The 17,729-nt window shown below is 59.0% G+C and carries 17 protein-coding genes; 6 read left to right on the top strand and 11 right to left on the bottom strand.

The window, feature by feature from the left end; translation table 11 throughout:
• The first annotated feature begins 6 nt into the window (after nt 1-6).
• From ACJ8IL_RS16030 to ACJ8IL_RS16015, 4 genes are all read left to right on the top strand, one after another.
• Nucleotides 7-1,320 carry a lysine N(6)-hydroxylase/L-ornithine N(5)-oxygenase family protein gene (locus tag ACJ8IL_RS16030; RefSeq protein ID WP_442516659.1) on the top strand — a complete coding sequence of 438 codons (1,314 nt, stop codon included), beginning with the start codon at nt 7-9 and terminating at the stop codon, nt 1,318-1,320.
• 95 nt (nt 1,321-1,415) lie between these two features.
• Entirely contained in the window at nt 1,416-2,141 is a 726-nt protein-coding gene (locus ACJ8IL_RS16025) for a 4'-phosphopantetheinyl transferase family protein (protein WP_442516658.1), read from the top strand.
• Nucleotides 2,142-2,302: 161 nt separating this feature from the next.
• A complete protein-coding gene (locus ACJ8IL_RS16020) occupies nt 2,303-2,869 on the top strand; it encodes an NADPH-dependent FMN reductase (protein ID WP_025304752.1) in 567 nt (188 codons plus the stop codon).
• A 77-nt stretch (nt 2,870-2,946) separates the two neighbouring features.
• Nucleotides 2,947-3,999, top strand: a complete 1,053-nt coding sequence (locus tag ACJ8IL_RS16015) for a hypothetical protein (RefSeq protein ID WP_025304751.1) — start codon at nt 2,947-2,949, stop codon at nt 3,997-3,999.
• A 34-nt stretch (nt 4,000-4,033) separates the two neighbouring features.
• Here the strand turns inward: ACJ8IL_RS16015 and ACJ8IL_RS16010 are convergent, their stop codons facing one another.
• The gene (locus ACJ8IL_RS16010) at nt 4,034-5,371 is read right to left on the bottom strand and encodes an NCS2 family permease (protein WP_004933851.1); all 1,338 of its coding nucleotides are present in this window, start codon (nt 5,369-5,371) and stop codon (nt 4,034-4,036) included.
• Between the two features lie 232 nt (nt 5,372-5,603).
• On the opposite strand from ACJ8IL_RS16010, the gene ACJ8IL_RS16005 reads away from it, so the two are divergent.
• Both ACJ8IL_RS16005 and yieH read left to right on the top strand, forming a co-directional pair.
• The gene (locus ACJ8IL_RS16005) at nt 5,604-6,008 is read left to right on the top strand and encodes an NUDIX hydrolase (protein ID WP_016929609.1); all 405 of its coding nucleotides are present in this window, start codon (nt 5,604-5,606) and stop codon (nt 6,006-6,008) included.
• 46 nt (nt 6,009-6,054) lie between these two features.
• Nucleotides 6,055-6,723 (top strand): 6-phosphogluconate phosphatase, encoded by a 669-nt coding sequence (yieH, locus tag ACJ8IL_RS16000; RefSeq protein WP_025304749.1) that lies wholly within the window; start codon nt 6,055-6,057, stop codon nt 6,721-6,723.
• Here yieH and ACJ8IL_RS15995 read toward each other — a convergent pair.
• From ACJ8IL_RS15995 to glmU, 10 genes are all read right to left on the bottom strand, one after another.
• Nucleotides 6,720-7,460 (bottom strand): amino acid ABC transporter permease, encoded by a 741-nt coding sequence (locus ACJ8IL_RS15995; protein WP_004933841.1) that lies wholly within the window; start codon nt 7,458-7,460, stop codon nt 6,720-6,722. The two genes, yieH and ACJ8IL_RS15995, sit on opposite strands and share 4 nt — an antisense overlap.
• 1 nt (nt 7,461) lies before the next feature.
• Nucleotides 7,462-8,175 (bottom strand): amino acid ABC transporter permease, encoded by a 714-nt coding sequence (locus tag ACJ8IL_RS15990; protein ID WP_025304748.1) that lies wholly within the window; start codon nt 8,173-8,175, stop codon nt 7,462-7,464.
• A gap of 81 nt (nt 8,176-8,256) precedes the next feature.
• Entirely contained in the window at nt 8,257-9,096 is an 840-nt protein-coding gene (locus tag ACJ8IL_RS15985; protein ID WP_060434924.1) for an ABC transporter substrate-binding protein, read from the bottom strand.
• Nucleotides 9,097-9,264: 168 nt separating this feature from the next.
• A complete protein-coding gene (gene phoU / locus ACJ8IL_RS15980) occupies nt 9,265-9,999 on the bottom strand; it encodes a phosphate signaling complex protein PhoU (protein ID WP_442516657.1) in 735 nt (244 codons plus the stop codon).
• Between the two features lie 11 nt (nt 10,000-10,010).
• On the bottom strand, nt 10,011-10,781 hold the full coding sequence (gene pstB / locus ACJ8IL_RS15975) for a phosphate ABC transporter ATP-binding protein PstB (protein WP_016929614.1): 771 nt from the start codon (nt 10,779-10,781) through the stop codon (nt 10,011-10,013).
• Between the two features lie 54 nt (nt 10,782-10,835).
• Nucleotides 10,836-11,726, bottom strand: a complete 891-nt coding sequence (gene pstA / locus ACJ8IL_RS15970) for a phosphate ABC transporter permease PstA (protein WP_025304746.1) — start codon at nt 11,724-11,726, stop codon at nt 10,836-10,838.
• 1 nt (nt 11,727) lies between these two features.
• Nucleotides 11,728-12,684 carry a phosphate ABC transporter permease PstC gene (gene pstC / locus ACJ8IL_RS15965; protein WP_016929615.1) on the bottom strand — a complete coding sequence of 319 codons (957 nt, stop codon included), beginning with the start codon at nt 12,682-12,684 and terminating at the stop codon, nt 11,728-11,730.
• Between the two features lie 90 nt (nt 12,685-12,774).
• Nucleotides 12,775-13,815 (bottom strand): phosphate ABC transporter substrate-binding protein PstS, encoded by a 1,041-nt coding sequence (gene pstS, locus ACJ8IL_RS15960; protein ID WP_261456737.1) that lies wholly within the window; start codon nt 13,813-13,815, stop codon nt 12,775-12,777.
• 336 nt (nt 13,816-14,151) lie between these two features.
• Nucleotides 14,152-15,981 carry a glutamine--fructose-6-phosphate transaminase (isomerizing) gene (gene glmS / locus ACJ8IL_RS15955; RefSeq protein WP_043140722.1) on the bottom strand — a complete coding sequence of 610 codons (1,830 nt, stop codon included), beginning with the start codon at nt 15,979-15,981 and terminating at the stop codon, nt 14,152-14,154.
• 152 nt (nt 15,982-16,133) lie between these two features.
• Nucleotides 16,134-17,507 carry a bifunctional UDP-N-acetylglucosamine diphosphorylase/glucosamine-1-phosphate N-acetyltransferase GlmU gene (gene glmU / locus ACJ8IL_RS15950; protein WP_442516656.1) on the bottom strand — a complete coding sequence of 458 codons (1,374 nt, stop codon included), beginning with the start codon at nt 17,505-17,507 and terminating at the stop codon, nt 16,134-16,136.
• Nucleotides 17,508-17,729 lie beyond the last annotated feature (222 nt).

Here is a 17,729-nt window from a genome sequence, read left to right as displayed (position 1 = left end):
GCTTACATGAACGAACCTTTAGACTTGATCGGCGTGGGATTGGGGCCTTTCAATCTCAGTCTGGCCGCTCTGGCCGCCGAAAGCGGCGCCGTCAATTATACCTTTCTCGATCGTAACGCCAGCTTCCGTTGGCATCCCGGTATGCTGCTACCCTCAGCTTATATGCAAACCTATGTACTTCAGGATCTGGTTACCGCCGTCAGCCCACGCAGCCAATTTTCATTTATTAATTACTTGGTCGAACAGAAAAAAATTTATCGTTTTTTAATCACCGAGCAGCAAATTATCAGCCGGGAAGAATTTTCCGACTACCTGAGTTGGGCCTGCGAAAGGTTAGACGGGCTACAGTTTTCACAGTCCGTAGAGCGTATTGATTTCGACGATGAAAAAGGTTTGTTCAAGGTATGTACCCACAACCAGACCCTGTGGGCGAAAAATATCTGTCTGGGTACCGGACATGACCCTTGGTTGCCGGAAGCATTTTACCCGGCGCTGGGTGAAAACTGCATGCATGCCGCCGAAATAGCCCTGCGCAATCCAGACTTCAGCGGCAAGCGGGTTATGGTGGTGGGCGGCGGCCAAAGCGGCGCCGATGTTTTTTTGAACGCGTTGCAGGGACACTGGGGCGAGCCGGCACAGCTGGATTGGCTCTCGCGTCGTCCCAATTTTCAGCCGCTGGACGAGTCCCCCTTCACCAACGAATATTTCACTCCTGAATACGTCGACTATTTCTATACGCTGCCGGCCGAGATCCGCGCACGTGAAATCAAAACACAGAAATTGCCGGCAGACGGCATCAGCAATCATACGCTGCGAACCTTGTACCGTGAGCTTTATATGCGTTTTGACGTGATGCGCCAGGCACGCAATGTGCGTTTACTGCCCCATCGTACTCTACTGACCGTCGAATCAATGGATGAGGCTTTTCATCTGGGCACGCTTCACGGTCTGGAAAATCGCCGGGAAAGTTTCAGGGCTGATATCGTCATTCTCGCCACCGGCTATCGCGCCTCTCTGCCCGCGTACCTGAAACCCTTGGTGCCACGCATCCCGCTCGATTCGAAGCAGCATCTACCGCTGCTGCCGAATTTTAATCTTGAATGGCTCGGGCCGGAGCAAAATCGAATTTATGCGGTAAATGCCGGGATACACAGCCACGGCAGCGCAGAAGGCGGACTGAGCCTGATGGCCTGGCGTTCAGCGCGCATCCTCAATCACTTGCTGGGCAAGCCATACTTTGATTTGGCACCGAACGCATCAATGATCCAATGGTGGAGCGATGCCGCGTCGGACGATACCTCTTCCATCGTTAATAAATAGGATAATCCGCATAGTGTTTTTTGATGATAAATCCTCAACTTAGTCTTAATCTAACACCCCTGCGTTCTTAGCGACCCTCTGTCATGGAGTGAACAATGGCGTGTCATTTTGCCCGATGGACCCCGGCCTCCGCTGTCCTGGATACCCAGAGACTCTCCGACGAAGTGATAGCCGCCACCCGCACCTTTTCCGTTAAGCGCCGCACGCGCTACCTGCAAGGGCGCATTCTGCTCGCCGAAATGATGTTCTACCTGTACGGCTTGCCGACGCTCCCCCCTATAGCCACCACGCCGACCGGCCGCCCCTGTTTCGCCGATCATCAGCTGCCCGACTTTAGCCTCGCTTACGCCAGCAACACCGTGGGCGTGCTGCTCAGCGACGAAGGCAAAGTCGGACTGGATATCGAAGTGATGCGGGCGCGCGGTACCCGACAAAGCGCGCTGCAACACGCACATCAGACGCCGGCGGAGAATGCCTGGATCGGCGCGCAGGACGATCGGCTGGAGGCAGAGACTCAGCTGTGGAGCATCCGGCAAAGCGTGCTGAAAATTTCCGGCCTCGGTAACAGCGGCCAGTCTACGCTGCGTCTGCATCCCTTCTCCGGCCACCTGCGCTCCAGTGCCACGCCGGACGTTCAGGTGATGAGCGACGCCGACGAATACCTGAGCTGGGCCTGCGCCGGCAGCCCTGGGCTGGATCGCCTGCTGTGCTGGCGCTACGAAGAGCGCGGTGGACTGCACAAAGACGGGGAAATCTCACCGCGCAGCCCGGCGGCGTCCTCGCGCTTCGTTAAACTGACGGGCCTGAAGACGCCCGGTTAACGCGGCGCAAAGCGGATAACGCTGTCTTTACCGCTCGAGTCGCTGGATTAAATTGTAAAGACAGCTAAATGTTGAGCAATCGCCTATTCTCGACCCGCGCTTTAGCCTACTATTCGCCCATGTTGTACGCTGAATCTGCTCATTCGAAAGGGAGAATCATCATGTCAGACCAAGCCTTAAAAATCGTCACTCTGCTCGGCAGCCTGCGTAAAGGCTCTTACAACGCCATGGTGGCCCGCGCTCTGCCAGGGCTGGCTCCGCAGGGCGTCACCATTGAAGCGCTACCATCCATCCGCGATATCCCACTGTACGACGCCGACATGCAACAGGGTGAAGGCTTCCCTGCCGCTGTCGAGGCGATCGCCGAACAGATCCGCCAGGCCGACGGCGTGATCATCGTCACCCCTGAATATAACTATTCCGTGCCCGGCGGGTTGAAGAACGCCATCGACTGGCTGTCTCGCTTGCCGAATCAGCCGCTGGCCGGCAAGCCGGTCGCCATTCAAACCAGCTCGATGGGGCCGATCGGCGGCGCGCGCTGCCAATACCATCTGCGCCAGATCCTGGTATTCCTCGATGCGATGGTAATGAACAAGCCTGAGTTTATGGGCGGCGTGATCCAGAGCAAGGTCGATGAACAGGCCGGTGAACTGAGCGATCAGGGAACGCTGGACTTCCTGACCGGCCAGCTGTCCGCGTTCAGCGATTTTATTCGCCGCGTGGAGTGACCGTCTCGCGGCGCCCACCGGGTGCCGCAACAGGACATGAAGTCCGTCAATTCATTGAAAATTAAAGCCATAGCATCATGTATTTTTTCATTTTAGCGTTATTTTTTGTTTCCATCACCAGTCCCGCTTTCGCCGCAGACATGCGTTATCCCGCCGGTGAAGAACCGCTGGAGCTGCCGGCACACAGTGCGCTCAACGCCCAGCTGTCGCGATCCGCGCAAAACCAGGAAGACAAAAAGCTGGGCGCCATGTCGCTGTACCTGACGCTGATGCGCGAAGACGGCCGCAATGTCTGGGCGCCCTACCAGTTGGCGGTGTCGTCGGCAGAGAAAGGGCAAACCGAGCTGGCGGAACGCTACCTGCAGCTGAGCGCCGACCGCGGCCTGTGGTACTACTACAACCTGCTGGAGGACGACGCCTTCAACAGCATTCAACATTCCGCCACCTACCAATCCATTTTGGCCGCCACCAAAGCGCGCTATCTGCAGCACGCTCGCCGCTATGAAGGCAAAGCCAGCTACGCGATGCCGGACGGCGAAGCGCCGCCCGAAGGCTGGCCAACGGTGATCTTCCTGCATACCTACGGCAAAGCCGCCGCTATCAGCCCCGAAGAACGGCTGCTGTTCGGCGAAATGGGCGTAGCCTACATCGAGATCAACGGCACGCAGATGCTGTCGGAAAACAGCTTCCGCTGGTCGAATTACAGCGATGAGAGCACCCAAACCGCCATTCAGCGTACGCTGCAACAGCTGGCTCCGCAGCTAAAGCTGAATACCCAACGGATTTACCTCAGCGCCCGCGGCCAGGGTGCACTGCACGCCGCCAACCTGATCGCGAAGTACCCGCAGTTTTACGCCGGCGCGCTCCTGATCGCCCCCAACGGGGAGATCAAGCCGGCCCAGCAGTCGCTGGCGGCGCAAAAGAAAATCGTGATGGCGTATTACGATCGGCAGAACTTCAGCGAGCAGGCGCTGGCGTTGCACTTCGCCAATCTGTTTGGAGAGGATAACCAGGTAGAGACGCTGCACTTCGCCCAGGGCGAGGATGCCGCCGGCAGTTGGCAGGCGCGCTTCCGGCGGCCGTTGCAGTGGGTGTTGGACCAGGCGCCGGACGCGACGCCGGGAGTCTAGCGTTCAGGGCCGACAGACGTCGGCCCTTTGGCTGTCAATGGCCGTCGACAAAGACGATTTTCAGTACGAACAGCAGCGCCACCACCACCACGCACGGGCTGATTTCACGCCAGCGGCCGGTGCCGAGCTTCATCACGCAGTAGGAGATAAAGCCGAGCGCGATACCTTCGGTGATCGAGAAACTGAACGGCATCATCACCGCGGTGACAAATGCCGGTACCGCTTCGGTCAGATCGTCCCACTTCACCCGCGCCAGGCTGGAGGTCATCAGTACACCGACATAGATCAGCGCGCCGGCGGCAGCGTAAGCCGGCACCATACCCGCCAACGGCGACAGGAAGATCACCAGCAGGAACAGCAGGCCAGTGACCACCGCCGTCAAACCGGTGCGGCCGCCGACGGCGACGCCGGACGAGCTTTCGATGTAAGCGGTCACGGAAGAGGTACCCGCCAGCGAACCGGCCACTGAGCTGATGCTGTCAACGTACAACGCCTGCTTCATACGCGGGAATTTGCCCTGGTTGTCGGTCAGGCCGGCTTTATCGGTAACGCCGATCAGGGTGCCGGAAGAGTCGAACAGGTTCACCAGCATAAACGAGAAGATAACCCCGGCCAGCCCGATGTTCAGCGCGCCGGCCACGTCGACCTGGCCCACCACCGAGGTGATACTCGGCGGCAGGGAGAACAGGCCACCGTATTTCACGTCGCCCAGCATCCAGCCGATCAGGGTGGTGACCACGATCGACACCAGCACCGCCGCGTGGAAGTTACGCGAAGAGAGCACGGCGATGATGAAGAAGCCGAGCGCCCCCAGCAGCACGTTGTGCGAGGTCAGGCTGCCGATGGTCACCAGCGTGTCCGGGTTAGCCACTACGATGCCGGCGTTTTTCAGCCCCATCATGCCGATGAACAGACCGATGCCGCTGGTAATGCCGACCCGCAGGCTGACCGGAATGTTAGCGATCATCCAATAGCGAATGCGGAAAATGGTCAGCAACAGCAGGCCGACCGCCCCCCAGAAGATGGCGCCCATGCCCACCTGCCAGGAGATGCCCATCGCGCCGACCACCACGAAGGCGAAGAAGGCGTTCAGGCCCATCGCCGGCGCCAGCGCCACCGGCAGGTTCGCCAGCAGGCCCATAAAGATGCTGCCGAAGGCGGCGATCAAACAGGTGGTGACAAATACCGCCTGGGTATCCATGCCCGCCGCGCCCAAAATTTGCGGGTTAACGAACACGATATACACCATGGTGAGAAAGGTGGTGATACCGGCAATCGTTTCCGTACGCGCCGTCGTGCCATGTTGCTTGAGTTTAAACACGCGCCCAAGCAAGCCTTGCTCAGCGTCAAGGCCAGATACTGGTTTGGTCATTATCAGAATTCCGAAAATGGGAATGGACAGTCGCCGGCTATCCTATAACAAAAAGTGGGGCTTTTGATGTCGGTCACAGGTTTTTTTCGCCGTCTTTACGGCTAAACGCGTCAACGGCTTGTATTTACAGGCATTCATCCCCCTTGCCGCCCGCTGCGTTGCCGTTTGCCGGCACGGCCGATAAAATGGCCTATCGCCCCTCTATCCCTATCCGTTAAAAACAGGAATCCGCATGTCTTCGACCTTTATCGATAAGCTGGCGTTGATCGCGCTGAAAGATGACAAAGTGGCGCTGGTGCGCTCACACAATAAGACGCTGTTTTATATGCCGGGCGGAAAGCGCGAAGCGGGCGAAACCGACGAACAGGCGCTGTGCCGCGAAATCGACGAAGAGCTGACCGTTGCGCTGCTGTCGCAATCCATCGCGTTTTACGGCGAATTCACCGGCCCGGCGGACGGCAAGCAGGACGGCACCCAGGTGCGCATTCGCTGCTACCAGGCCGACTTTACCGGGCAGCTGCAGCCGGCCGCCGAAATCGCCGAGCTGAAGTGGTGCGACAGTCGCGATCTGCCGCAGTGCTCACACGTCGCCGCGCTGATTTTGCACGATCTCAAGGCGCGTAACCTGATCAAGTGATCGCTGAGCGGCCTCAGCGGCGTTAACCCGAAGGAACCTGTCCCGCATGAATCAGATTGACTGCATTTTGTTCGACTGCGATGGCACGCTGGTAGACAGCGAAGTGCTGTGCAGCAAAGCCTATGTGCACATGTTCGCCCACTACGGCATTCATCTGTCGCTGGAAGAGGTATTCAAGAAATACAAAGGGGTGAAGCTGTACGAGATCATCGATCGGGTCAACGCCGAGCAGGGCACTGACCTGGCCAAAGAGACACTGGAGCCGCTGTATCGGCAGGAAGTGGCGCGGTTGTTCGACAGCGAACTGCAACAGATTGCCGGCGCCCGCGAGCTGCTGGCGCAGATAACGGTGCCTGTCTGCACCGTCTCCAACGGGCCGGTCAGCAAGATGCAGCATTCGCTCGGCCTAACCGGCATGCTGCCTTATTTTGATGACCGGTTATTCAGCGGCTATGACATTCAGCGCTGGAAGCCGGATCCGGCGATCGTGTTTCACGCCGCCGAACAGATGCAGGTGCCGGTGACGCGCTGCATCCTGGTGGACGATTCGCCCGCCGGCGCGCAGGCCGGCATCCATGCCGGCATCCCGGTCTTTTACTTCTGCGCCGATCCGCATAACCCGCCGATTGACCACCCGCTGGTGACCACGTTTGACGACCTGGCCCAACTGCCCGCGCTGTGGCGCGAACGAGGCTGGCGGCTCACGGCCGATTAACTGGCCGGCAACGGCGGCTTGTTGCGCCACCAGCGCCAGGACCTTTTCAGCGCGCGGGTTTGCGCGCCGAAGCGGCGGTTGACCGCGTTGGCCAGCAGATCGAGCGCCAGGCAGAACACGAAGTAGACCAGCGCCACGAACAGAAACACTTCCATTGGATAGACCATGCTGCGGTTGTTGACCTGGGTCGCCAGGAAGGTCAGTTCGCCAACGCCGACGATATAAGCCAGCGAGGTGTCCTTGATCAGGGAGATCCACTGGTTGATGAACGACGGCACCATCATGCGCAGCGCCTGCGGCAGCACGATCATGCGCAGCGTCTGCCAGCGCGTCAGCCCCAGAGAAAGCCCGGCCTGCCACTGGCCGGGGCCGATCGCGGCGATGCCGGCCTTCACCGCATGGGCCAGATAGGCCGAGGCGATCAACGCCAGCGCGCACACCACGGTGGTGATTTCCGGGATCTCGACGCCAAACACCATCGGCAGCAGGAAATAGGTCCAGAAGATCAGCATGATGACCGGAATGGCGCGGAAAAAGCCCAACACCGCCGCCAGCAGCCCGGCGGCGACGCCGCGTGACATCGCCAGCGCCACGCCGAGTAAGGTGCCGAGCACCGCCGAGGCCACGCCGGCCATCAGGCTGATCGCCAACGTCAGCGCCGCGCCGCCCAGCGGCCCGTCCGGCCAGGTGCCCCACAGCAGGTAACCCAGGTTGTCGTGAATCACGCTGAAATCCATCTCAATGTCCTCCCAGCGGTTTACGCTGTTGTCGCCACATGCCCCAACCTTCCAGCAGCGCGATGATGGCGATATACAGCACCGTCGCCACGCCGAACGCCTGGAAGGTGCGCAGGGTTTCGGTTTCGACCTGACGCGAGGCGTAAGAGAGTTCGGCAACGCCGATCGCCATGGTCAGCGACGAGTTCTTGATCACGTTCATGTATTGCCCCAGCAGCGGCGGCAGCGCGATTTTCAGCGCCTGCGGCAACACCACGTAGCGCATCGCCTGCCAGCCGGTCAGTCCCAGCGCCTGAGCGGCATATTTCTGCCCGCCGGCGACGCCGCGAATGCCGGAGCGGATCTCTTCGGCGATAAAGGCGGTGGAGTAGAGCGTCAGGCCAAAGAAACCGGCGAGAAACTCGAACGACGGCCACTCAAGCGGGCCGACCTGATGTGAGCTGTTCAGCCACTGCATGGCGGCGGACGGCAGGATCTGCCCGGCGGCGAAGTACCAGAAGAACAGCTGCACCAGCAGCGGCGTATTGCGAAACAGCGAGCTGTACCCCATCGCCAGCCAACGCAACGGCCGCAGGCTGCTGTCGCGCATCGCCGCCAGCACAAAGCCCAGCAACGTGGCCGCCAGGCCCGCGCAGGCGGAAAGCCACAGCGTCAGCAGAAAGCCATGCCACAGCCAGCTCAGGTATTGCGGCGCCAGCAGCCAGTCCAGGTTCATGTTCAATCCTTGTCTTGCAGAATGCATCAGGGGCGCAGCAAGCTGCGCCCCTCCGTGCCTATCTCACCGCAAGCGGTTAAGTCAGGCTTTTGGTTGCTGATCCAAAGGCGCGATTTTGAAATCGCCGCGCGGTTGAGCGGATTGGGTTTCCGGCCCGAACCAGCGATCGTAAATCTTAACCGCTTCGCCGTCGTTTTCCAGCTTGATCAGCGTCTCGTTCACCGCGGCGGTCAGGCGATCTTCGCCCTTGGGAATGCCGACCCCCTGATACTCTTTGGTCAGGCTGAACGGCGAAATTTCAAACTCCGCCTTTTGCGCCGCCGGCAGGTTGCCGAGCAGGCCGACCAGCTTGGCGTCGTCCTGAGTGATCGCCTGCACGTTGCCGTTACGCAGCGCCACGAACGCCAGCGGGGTATCATCGTAGGAGATCACTTTCGCCGTCGGGAAACGCTCGCGCAGGGTGATTTCCTGCACCGTGCCCTTGTCCGCGCCGATGCGCAGTTTCTTGATGTCTTCCGGCGTTTTCAGCACGCCTTTACGGGCGATGAATTTCTGCCCAGTGGCGAAGTACGGCACGCTGAAGTTCACTTCCTTGGCGCGCTCGTCGGTAATGGTGAAGTTGGCGGCAATCAGGTCAACCTTCTTCGACACCAGCAGCGGAATGCGGTTGGCCGGGTTGGTGGCGCGCAGCTCCACTTTCACCCCCAGCGCTTTGCCGATCGCGTCGGCGACGTCCACATCGTAGCCCACCAGCTTCTTGCTCTGCGGATCGATGTAGCCGAACGGCGGGTTACTGTCGAACACCGCGATGCGCACCACGCCGGCTTGCTTGATATCGTCAAGTTTGTCCGCGTGCGCGGCGCCGGCGGCGAAACCGGTCAGACTGGCTAACAACGTTAAGGCCAAAGCGCGATGTTTCATAGAAAGCTCCTAAGTGGTTGATGTCCTGCTGGCGGATAAGCTAGCAAGCGCCACATAGGTCAGGAAATAATATAAAAAGCTATATTTATAACCTTTTTATCTTTACGCGTTTAAGATGGAATAAAGGCGCGGGAAACCGCGCCTTGGGAGGATATTACCCGGAAAGGGTTAGTCATCTTTTTCGTCTTTACCGTCCGGAGAGAGCAGCTTTTCCAGGGCGTCGCCGCCCAAATGACGGAAATCCTGTCCTTTGACGAAATAGAAGATAAATTCGCAGATGTTCTGGCAGCGATCGCCGATACGCTCGATAGAACGGGCGCAGAACAGCGCGGTCAGCACGCTCGGAATGGTGCGCGAGTCTTCCATCATGTAGGTCATCAGCTGACGCACGATGCCTTCGTATTCCTGGTCGACCTTTTTATCTTCCCGGTAAATACGGATCGCTTCGTCCAGATCCATGCGCGCGAAGGCGTCCAGCACGTCGTGCAGCATCTGCACCGTGTGGCGCCCCAGCGACTCCAGGCTGACCAGCAGCGGCTGGTGCTGGTGCGAGAACTTCTCCAGCGCGGTGCGGCAGATCTTGTCCGCCACGTCGCCGATGCGCTCCAGCTCGGAAATGGTTTTGATGATCGCCATCACCAGACGCAGATCGCTGGCGGTCGGCTGGCGCTTGGCGATAATGCGCACGCAGGCTTCGTCGATCGCCACTTCCATCATGTTGACCTTGGCGTCGCCTTCGATCACGCGCTTGGCCAGCTCGCCATCCTGATTGTGCATCGCGGTGATGGCGTCGGTCAGCTGCTGCTCCACCAGCCCGCCCATGGTCAGCACCTGAGTGCGGATATGCTCGAGCTCTGCGTTGAACTGGCCGGAAATGTGTTTGTTTAAATTCAGGTTATCCATGATGCTTCCTATCAACCATAACGGCCAGTGATGTAGTCTTCAGTCTGCTTTTTCTGCGGCGCAGTGAACAGGTTATCAGTATCACTGAACTCGATCAGCTCGCCCAGATACATAAATGCGGTAGAGTCGGAGCAGCGCGCCGCCTGCTGCATGTTGTGCGTCACGATCACCACGGTGTAATCAGCCTTCAGCTCGCTGATCAGCTCTTCAATCTTGCCGGTGGAGATCGGATCCAGCGCCGAGCAAGGCTCATCCAGCAACAACACTTCCGGACGAATGGCGATGCCGCGGGCGATGCACAGACGCTGCTGCTGGCCGCCGGAGAGGCTGTAGCCGCTCTGGTGCAGCTTGTCCTTGGTTTCATTCCACAGCGCCGCTTTGGTCAGCGCCCACTGTACGCGCTCGTCCATATCGGCACGCGACAGCTTTTCAAACAGGCGAACGCCGAAGGCGATGTTGTCATAAATCGACATCGGGAACGGCGTCGGCTTCTGGAACACCATGCCGACCTTGGCGCGCAGCAGTGCGATATCCGAGTTGTCGGTCAGGATGTTCTGGCCGTCCAGCAGGATGCCGCCTTCCGCTCGCTGTTCCGGGTACAGCTGGTACATCTTGTTGAAGGTGCGCAGCAGGGTGGATTTGCCGCAGCCGGACGGGCCGATAAACGCGGTGACCTTGTTCTTGGCGATATCCAGCGTGATGTTCTTCAGCGCATGGAATTTGCCATAGTAAAAGTTCAGATCGCGTACCTGAATTTTGCTGCTGGAAGCGTCAGTAACCATACTCATCAAGACTTCTCTCTTTTCATCAGCGCCGCCAAAGCGGCGCTCAAAATTTTATGAATGCTTTTTCTTGGCGAAAACCACGCGCGCCAGGATATTCAGTAACAGTACGCACAGGGTGATCAACAGCACCCCGGCCCAGGCCAGCTGTTGCCATTCGGCGAACGGGCTCATGGCGAATTTGAAGATGGTCACCGGCAGGTTGGCGATCGGCTGCATCAGGTCGGTGCTCCAGAACTGGTTCGACAGCGAAGTGAACAGCAGCGGTGCGGTTTCCCCCGCGATGCGCGCAATCGCCAGCAGCACGCCGGTGATGATGCCGGACACCGACGCCTTCAGCGTGATGGCGGAAATCATGCGCCATTTCGGCGTACCCAGGGCATAAGCGGCCTCGCGCAGCGTATCCGGTACCAGTTTCAGCATGTTCTCGGTGGTACGAATGACGATCGGCACCTGCAGCAGCGCCAGCGCCACAATGCCGGCCCAGCCGGAGAAGTGTTCCATCTTCGCCACCACGATGGTGTAAACGAACAGGCCCACCACGATCGACGGTGCGGACAAAAGAATGTCGTTGATAAAGCGGATCACTTCCGCCAGCCAGGATTTACGGCCGTATTCCGCCAGGTAGATGCCGGCCATGATGCCCAGCGGCGTACCGAAAAGGGTCGCCCACAGGATCAACAGGCCGCTGCCGGCGATGGCGTTGGCCAGGCCGCCGCCCGCGGTATTCGGCGGTGGGGTCATCTCGGTGAACAGCGCCAGCGACATGCCGTCGAAGCCTTTGGTGACGGTGGCGATCAGGATCCAGATCAGCCAGAACAACCCGAACGCCATGGTCGCCATCGACAGGAACAGCGCGAGGCGGTTTTTCTGCCGGCGCCAGGCCTGCATTTTGCGGCGGCTTTCCGCCAGAACGACTGCGTTTTGCATATCCATCGTCGCCATGTTAACGCCCCTCATTCTTGGCCAGACGCATGATCATCAGTTTCGACAGCGCCAGCACGATAAAGGTGATAACAAACAGAATCAGGCCCAGCTCCATCAACGCCGCGGTGTGCACGCCGGACTCAGCTTCGGCGAATTCGTTGGCCAGCGCCGAGGTGATGCTGTTGCCCGGCATATACAGCGAAGCGCTGTCGAGCTGGTAGGTGTTGCCGATGATAAAGGTCACCGCCATGGTTTCCCCCAACGCTCGGCCCAGGCCCAGCATCACGCCGCCGATAACGCCGTTTTTGGTGAACGGCAGCACGATGCGCCAGATGACTTCCCAGGTGGTGCAGCCAATGCCGTAGGCCGACTCTTTCATCATTACCGGGGTCTGTTCAAACACGTCGCGCATGACCGCAGCGATGTAAGGAATGATCATGATCGCCAGGATCACCCCGGCGGCCAGGATGCCGATGCCGAAAGCCGGGCCAGAGAACAGCTCGCCGACGATCGGAATGCCCGACAGCACGTCGCCCACCGGCGTCTGGAAGTATTCGGCGAACAGCGGAGCAAACACGAACAGGCCCCACATGCCGTAGACGATGCTCGGGATGGCCGCCAGCAGTTCAATGGCGATGCCCAGCGGCCGCTTCAACCAGTTCGGTGCCAGTTCGGTCAGGAACAGCGCGATGCCGAAGCTCACCGGCACGGCGATGATCAGCGCAATGAGCGAGGTGACCACGGTGCCGTAGATCGGCACCAGCGCGCCGAACTGCTCCGCCGGCGCGTCCCACTCTTTGGTCCACAGGAAGGCGAAGCCGAATTTCTGCATGCTTGGCCAGGAGGCGAAGATCAGCGAAACGATGATGCCGCCCAGCAACAATAGGGTAATCAGCGCAGCCAGTCTCACCAGCGCGCTGAAAATGATGTCACCGTTTTTGCCCGGTGCTTTGATGGTCGGCTTGTACTCAGCCATAGATTACTCTCTGTTTGAACCCTGGCAGCCCCAACCGGGATCGGAGCCTGAAGAACTTGTGGGGCGCGGCGAACCCGCGCCCCTGCGTTGTTAGTACAGCGCTTTACCTGAACTGTCTTTTACGTTGGTTTTCCAGGCCGCGCGCACCTGCTCAACCACTTCTGCCGGCAGGGTGGCGTAATCCAGCTCGTTCGCCTGCTTGGCGCCGGTTTTGTAAGCCCAGTCGAAGAACTTCAGCACTTCGGCGCCCTGAGCAGGGTTTTTCTGCTCTTTGTGCACCAGGATGAAGGTAGTGGAGGTGATTGGCCACACGTTGTCGCCTTTCTGGTCAGTCAGATCCTGAGCGAAGGTCTTGCTCCAATCCACGCCTTTGGCCGCGTTGCTGAAGCTCTCTTCGGTCGGGCTGACCGGTTTGCCGTCGGCGGATACCAGCTTGGTGTAAGCCAGGTTGTTCTGCTTGGCGTAAGCGTATTCTACGTAGCCGATAGAGCCAGGCAGACGCTGAACGAAGGCGGCGATGCCGTCGTTGCCTTTGCCGCCCAGACCGGTCGGCCAGTTAACGGTAGAACCGGCGCCAATCTTCTCTTTCCACTGCGCGTTGGCCTTGGACAGGTAGCTGGTGAACACGAACGAGGTGCCGGAACCGTCGGCGCGGCGCACCACGGCGATGTTCTGGTCAGGCAGTTTCACGCCTGGGTTCAGCTTGGTGATAGCCGGATCGTTCCACTTTTTGACATTGCCCAGGTAAATATCGCCCAGGGTTTTACCATCCAGCGTCAGTTCGCCGGATTTGATGCCCGGAATATTCACGGCCAGCACCACGCCGCCAATCACGGTCGGGAACTGGAACAGGCCGTCGGCCGCCAGCTTGTCGTCAGACAACGGGGCGTCGGAGGCGCCAAAGTCAACGGTGTTGGCCACGATTTGCTTCACGCCGCCAGAGGAGCCGATGCCCTGATAGTTAACTTTGTTGCCGGTTTCTTTCTGATAAGAATCTGCCCACTTGGCGTAAACCGGAGCGGGGAATGTCGCACCTGCACCGGTCAGGCTGGCAGCAGCGAACGCGGACACGGCGGTCAGGGAGAAGGTCGCTGCCACAATACTGGCGACGGTGGTACGCATCAGTTTCATAATCCCTCCTAATGGGATACTTAAAATCGACTTCGAGTCGTTTTAATCAGAGTAAGTATTGCTGCAGGAGGGAAAATAGGACAGTTTGGTGACAGAAAAATGTACGCAATATGACAGTTATATTACAGTGCGTTTGATGGGTATTGTTTTATCTATAAATCAAAAAGTTAGTTGTGAAACAGCACATTTGCCAAGCAATAAAAAAACCGTTTTGGCGCGGCCTATCCGCTTGAATATGACAACGTTTATCGCCGAATCGGTCGCGCTGTCATCTTTAAGGCCGCTCATGAAAAAAGCCGGCGCGAAGGCCGGCTTTTGCAGTTTACCTGCGGCAAATTACTCTACGGTGACAGACTTCGCCAGGTTGCGTGGCTGATCAACGTCGGTGCCTTTGATCAGCGCCACGTGGTAAGACAGCAGCTGCAACGGCACGGTGTAGAAGATCGGCGCGACGATTTCCTCGACGTGCGGCAGAGGAATGATGGTCATGCCTTCGCTGCTGACAAAGCCGGCGTCCTGATCGGCGAACACGTACAGCTGGCCGCCGCGCGCGCGCACTTCTTCAATGTTGGACTTCAGCTTTTCCAGCAGTTCGTTGTTTGGCGCCACCACGATCACCGGCATATCGGCGTCGATCAGCGCCAGCGGGCCGTGTTTCAACTCGCCCGCCGCATAAGCTTCGGCGTGAATATAGGAGATCTCTTTCAGCTTCAGCGCCCCTTCCATGGCGATCGGATACTGATCGCCGCGGCCGAGGAACAGCGCATGGTGCTTGTCGGAGAAGCCTTCCGCCAGCGCTTCGATCTCTTTATCCATCGACAGCATCTGCTCGATACGCGCCGGCAGCGCCTGCAGGCCGTGCACGATCTCCTGCTCTACGCTTTCCGCCATGCCTTTCAGGCGGCCCAGGCGCGCCACCAGCATCAACAGCACGGTGAGCTGCGTGGTGAAGGCCTTGGTCGAGGCTACGCCGATTTCCGTGCCCGCTTTGGTCATCAACGCCAGATCGGATTCACGCACCAGCGAAGAGCCCGCAACGTTACAAACGGCCAGCGAACCAAGATAACCCAGCTCTTTGGACAGGCGCAGCGCCGCTAACGTGTCGGCGGTTTCGCCGGACTGCGACAGGGTGATGATCAGGCTGCCCGGACGCACCGCCGATTTGCGGTAACGGAATTCGGACGCGATCTCGACGTCGCACGGCACGCCGGCCAACGCTTCAAACCAGTAGCGCGCCACCATCCCGGAGTGGTAAGAAGTCCCACAGGCGATGATCTGCACGTGTTGCACCTTGGCCAGCAGCTCGTCGGCGTGCGGGCCCAGCTCGCTCAGGTTGATTTGGCCATGGCTGAAACGCCCTTCCAGGGTGTTTTTCAGCGCCAGCGGCTGTTCGTAGATCTCTTTTTGCATGTAGTGACGGTAAGCGCCCTTGTCGCCGGCGTCATACTGCACCTGGGATTCGATCTCAGGACGCTCGATGGCGTTGCCCTGCTTGTCGAAGATGTTGACGGTGCGGCGAGTCACTTCCACCACGTCGCCTTCTTCCAGGAAGATGAAGCGGCGGGTGACCGGCAGCAGCGCCAGCTGATCGGAGGCGATGAAGTTTTCCCCAACGCCGCGGCCGATAACCAGCGGGCTGCCGGAGCGCGCCGCAACCAATACGCTCGGATCGCGGCTGTCCATCACCACGGTGCCGTAAGCGCCGCGCAGCTGTGGGATCACGCGCTGAACCACTTCCAGCAGCGTACCGCCCTGCAACTGTTCCCAGTGCACCAGGTGCGCGATCACTTCGGTGTCGGTTTCGGAGCTGAAACGGTAACCACGTTCGATCAGCAGCTCGCGCAGCGGTTCGTGGTTTTCGATGATGCCGTTATGCACCACGGTAATGTAGTCGGAAACATGCGGGTGCGCGTTCGCTTCGGTCGGTTCACCGTGCGTTGCCCAGCGGGTGTGAGCGATGCCGGTACCGCCGTGCAGATCGGTTTGCTCCGCCGCTTCGGCCAGTTTTTGTACCTTGCCTACGCGACGCAGGCGACTGACGTTGCCTTTTTCATCGACCACCGCCAGACCGGCGGAGTCATAACCGCGGTACTCAAGACGACGTAAACCTTCCAACAGGATTTCTGCGATATCACGTTGCGCTACTGCGCCTACAATTCCACACATCAGTTATATTCCTAATGAACGCCCTTCATGGGCGCTTTCGATGCCTTGACCTGATTTTTGCCGGTTTTTACCGTGCGTCCCCCGAGCCTGTAGATGGTGGGGGTTATTATGTTTTGTATTGGGCTCGTGAATAGAGCCCAACGCAAAACACACTATGACTTCTTCTTCACCGGACGTTGCCAGCCCTGAATGTGCACCTGCTTGACGCGGCTCAGCACCAATTCGTTCTCGGCAATATCGCGCGTCACCGTGGTGCCTGCGGCGATGGTGGAGCCTTTGCCGACCGATACCGGCGCCACCAGCTGAGTATCGGAACCGACGAACACCCCATCGCCGATCAGCGTCTTGTGCTTGTTGGCGCCATCGTAGTTACAGGTGATGGTGCCGGCGCCGATATTCACGTCATCGCCGATTTCGGCATCGCCCAGGTAGCTGAGGTGGCCGGCCTTGGAGCCTTTGCCCAGACGCGCCTTTTTCATTTCCACGAAGTTGCCGACGTGGGCCCCTGCCGCCAGCTCCGCGCCTGGGCGCAGGCGGGCAAATGGCCCCACGGTGCAGCCGACTTCCAGCACGCTGTCTTCCAGCACGCTGTAAGGACTGATCTCGCAATCATCACCGATCACGCAGTTTTTCAGCACGCAGCCGGCGCCGATTTTCACCCGATCGCCCAACTTGACGTGACCTTCGATAATCACATTCGCATCAATAGTGATGTCGCGGCCGTGAACAAGTTCCCCGCGCAAATCGAAACGCGCCGGATCCAGCAGCATCACGCCAGCCAACAGCAGCTTTTCAGACTGTTCCGACTGGAATACACGTTCCAGGGCCGCCAGTTGCAGGCGGTTGTTCACACCTTCCACTTCACTCAGGCGCGACGGGTGTACAGCCTCGATTTTCTTGCCGTCGGCATGGGCCAACGCAATGATATCGGTGATGTAAAACTCGCCCTGTGCGTTGTCGTTGTTCAGCATCCCCAGCCAGCGCTTCAGATCGCGCCCGTTCGCCACCAGGATGCCGGTATTGATCTCATTAATCTGACGCTGTGCCTCGCTGGCGTCCTTGTGTTCAACGATGCCCACCACGTTGCCCTGCTCGCGCACGATGCGGCCGTAACCGCTCGGATCGTCCAGTTTCACCGTCAGCAGACCGATGCCGCCCTGCGGCTTGGCCGCAATCAGGCGTTGCAGCGTATCCACGGAAATCAAAGGCACGTCACCGTACAGCATCAGCACGTCTTCATCGTCGGCAAAATGCGGCGCCGCCTGCTGCATTGCATGACCGGTGCCCAATTGCTCCGCCTGCAGCACCCAGTTCAGCGCGCCGTCCGTCAGCGTGCTTTTCAATAAATCGCCGCCGTGGCCGTATACCAGGTGAACATGTTGCGCGCCCAGTTTCATCGCGGCATCAATGACGTGCTGCACCATCGGCTTACCGGCCAACGGATGCAACACTTTGGGAAGATCGGAATACATGCGCGTACCCTTGCCCGCGGCGAGGATGACCACGCTCATTGCGCTGTTCGACATAAGCAACCTGATAACTCCATTTTGATAGACGAAAGTAAAACCGTTTAGCGACGATATTACTACATATTTCTCATCACGAACCCGGCGCAGGCCGCGCGCCTCTTGGCCTGCCGCCATCATGGCCGATTCGGCTTCAGGACGAAAAAACTGTCGGCGTTCGGCGACGTTTCTTTCCCGATATCAGGGGTTATACACCACACCGCCCGCCGGGCTGAAATGCTT

The sequence above is a fragment of the Serratia sp. CY47444 genome, assembly GCF_052168635.1.
Classification (GTDB): domain Bacteria; phylum Pseudomonadota; class Gammaproteobacteria; order Enterobacterales; family Enterobacteriaceae; genus Serratia; species Serratia bockelmannii.
The sequence above is the reverse complement of the archived record's forward strand: the minus strand, read 5'-3'. Positions and strand labels throughout refer to the sequence as shown.

Coding starts and splice junctions, on each gene's coding strand:
- ACJ8IL_RS15990 (WP_025304748.1), bottom strand. CDS start 8,175: ATGAACCTGGACTGGCTGCTGGCGCCGCAATACCTGAGCTGGCTGTGG.
- ACJ8IL_RS16015 (WP_025304751.1), top strand. CDS start 2,947: ATGTATTTTTTCATTTTAGCGTTATTTTTTGTTTCCATCACCAGTCCC.
- glmS (WP_043140722.1), bottom strand. CDS start 15,981: ATGTGTGGAATTGTAGGCGCAGTAGCGCAACGTGATATCGCAGAAATC.
- pstC (WP_016929615.1), bottom strand. CDS start 12,684: ATGGCTGAGTACAAGCCGACCATCAAAGCACCGGGCAAAAACGGTGAC.
- yieH (WP_025304749.1), top strand. CDS start 6,055: ATGAATCAGATTGACTGCATTTTGTTCGACTGCGATGGCACGCTGGTA.
- ACJ8IL_RS16030 (WP_442516659.1), top strand. CDS start 7: ATGAACGAACCTTTAGACTTGATCGGCGTGGGATTGGGGCCTTTCAAT.
- ACJ8IL_RS16020 (WP_025304752.1), top strand. CDS start 2,303: ATGTCAGACCAAGCCTTAAAAATCGTCACTCTGCTCGGCAGCCTGCGT.
- pstA (WP_025304746.1), bottom strand. CDS start 11,726: ATGGCGACGATGGATATGCAAAACGCAGTCGTTCTGGCGGAAAGCCGC.
- pstB (WP_016929614.1), bottom strand. CDS start 10,781: ATGGTTACTGACGCTTCCAGCAGCAAAATTCAGGTACGCGATCTGAAC.
- ACJ8IL_RS16010 (WP_004933851.1), bottom strand. CDS start 5,371: ATGACCAAACCAGTATCTGGCCTTGACGCTGAGCAAGGCTTGCTTGGG.
- pstS (WP_261456737.1), bottom strand. CDS start 13,815: ATGAAACTGATGCGTACCACCGTCGCCAGTATTGTGGCAGCGACCTTC.
- phoU (WP_442516657.1), bottom strand. CDS start 9,999: ATGGATAACCTGAATTTAAACAAACACATTTCCGGCCAGTTCAACGCA.
- ACJ8IL_RS15985 (WP_060434924.1), bottom strand. CDS start 9,096: ATGAAACATCGCGCTTTGGCCTTAACGTTGTTAGCCAGTCTGACCGGT.
- ACJ8IL_RS16025 (WP_442516658.1), top strand. CDS start 1,416: ATGGCGTGTCATTTTGCCCGATGGACCCCGGCCTCCGCTGTCCTGGAT.
- glmU (WP_442516656.1), bottom strand. CDS start 17,507: ATGTCGAACAGCGCAATGAGCGTGGTCATCCTCGCCGCGGGCAAGGGT.
- ACJ8IL_RS16005 (WP_016929609.1), top strand. CDS start 5,604: ATGTCTTCGACCTTTATCGATAAGCTGGCGTTGATCGCGCTGAAAGAT.
- ACJ8IL_RS15995 (WP_004933841.1), bottom strand. CDS start 7,460: ATGGATTTCAGCGTGATTCACGACAACCTGGGTTACCTGCTGTGGGGC.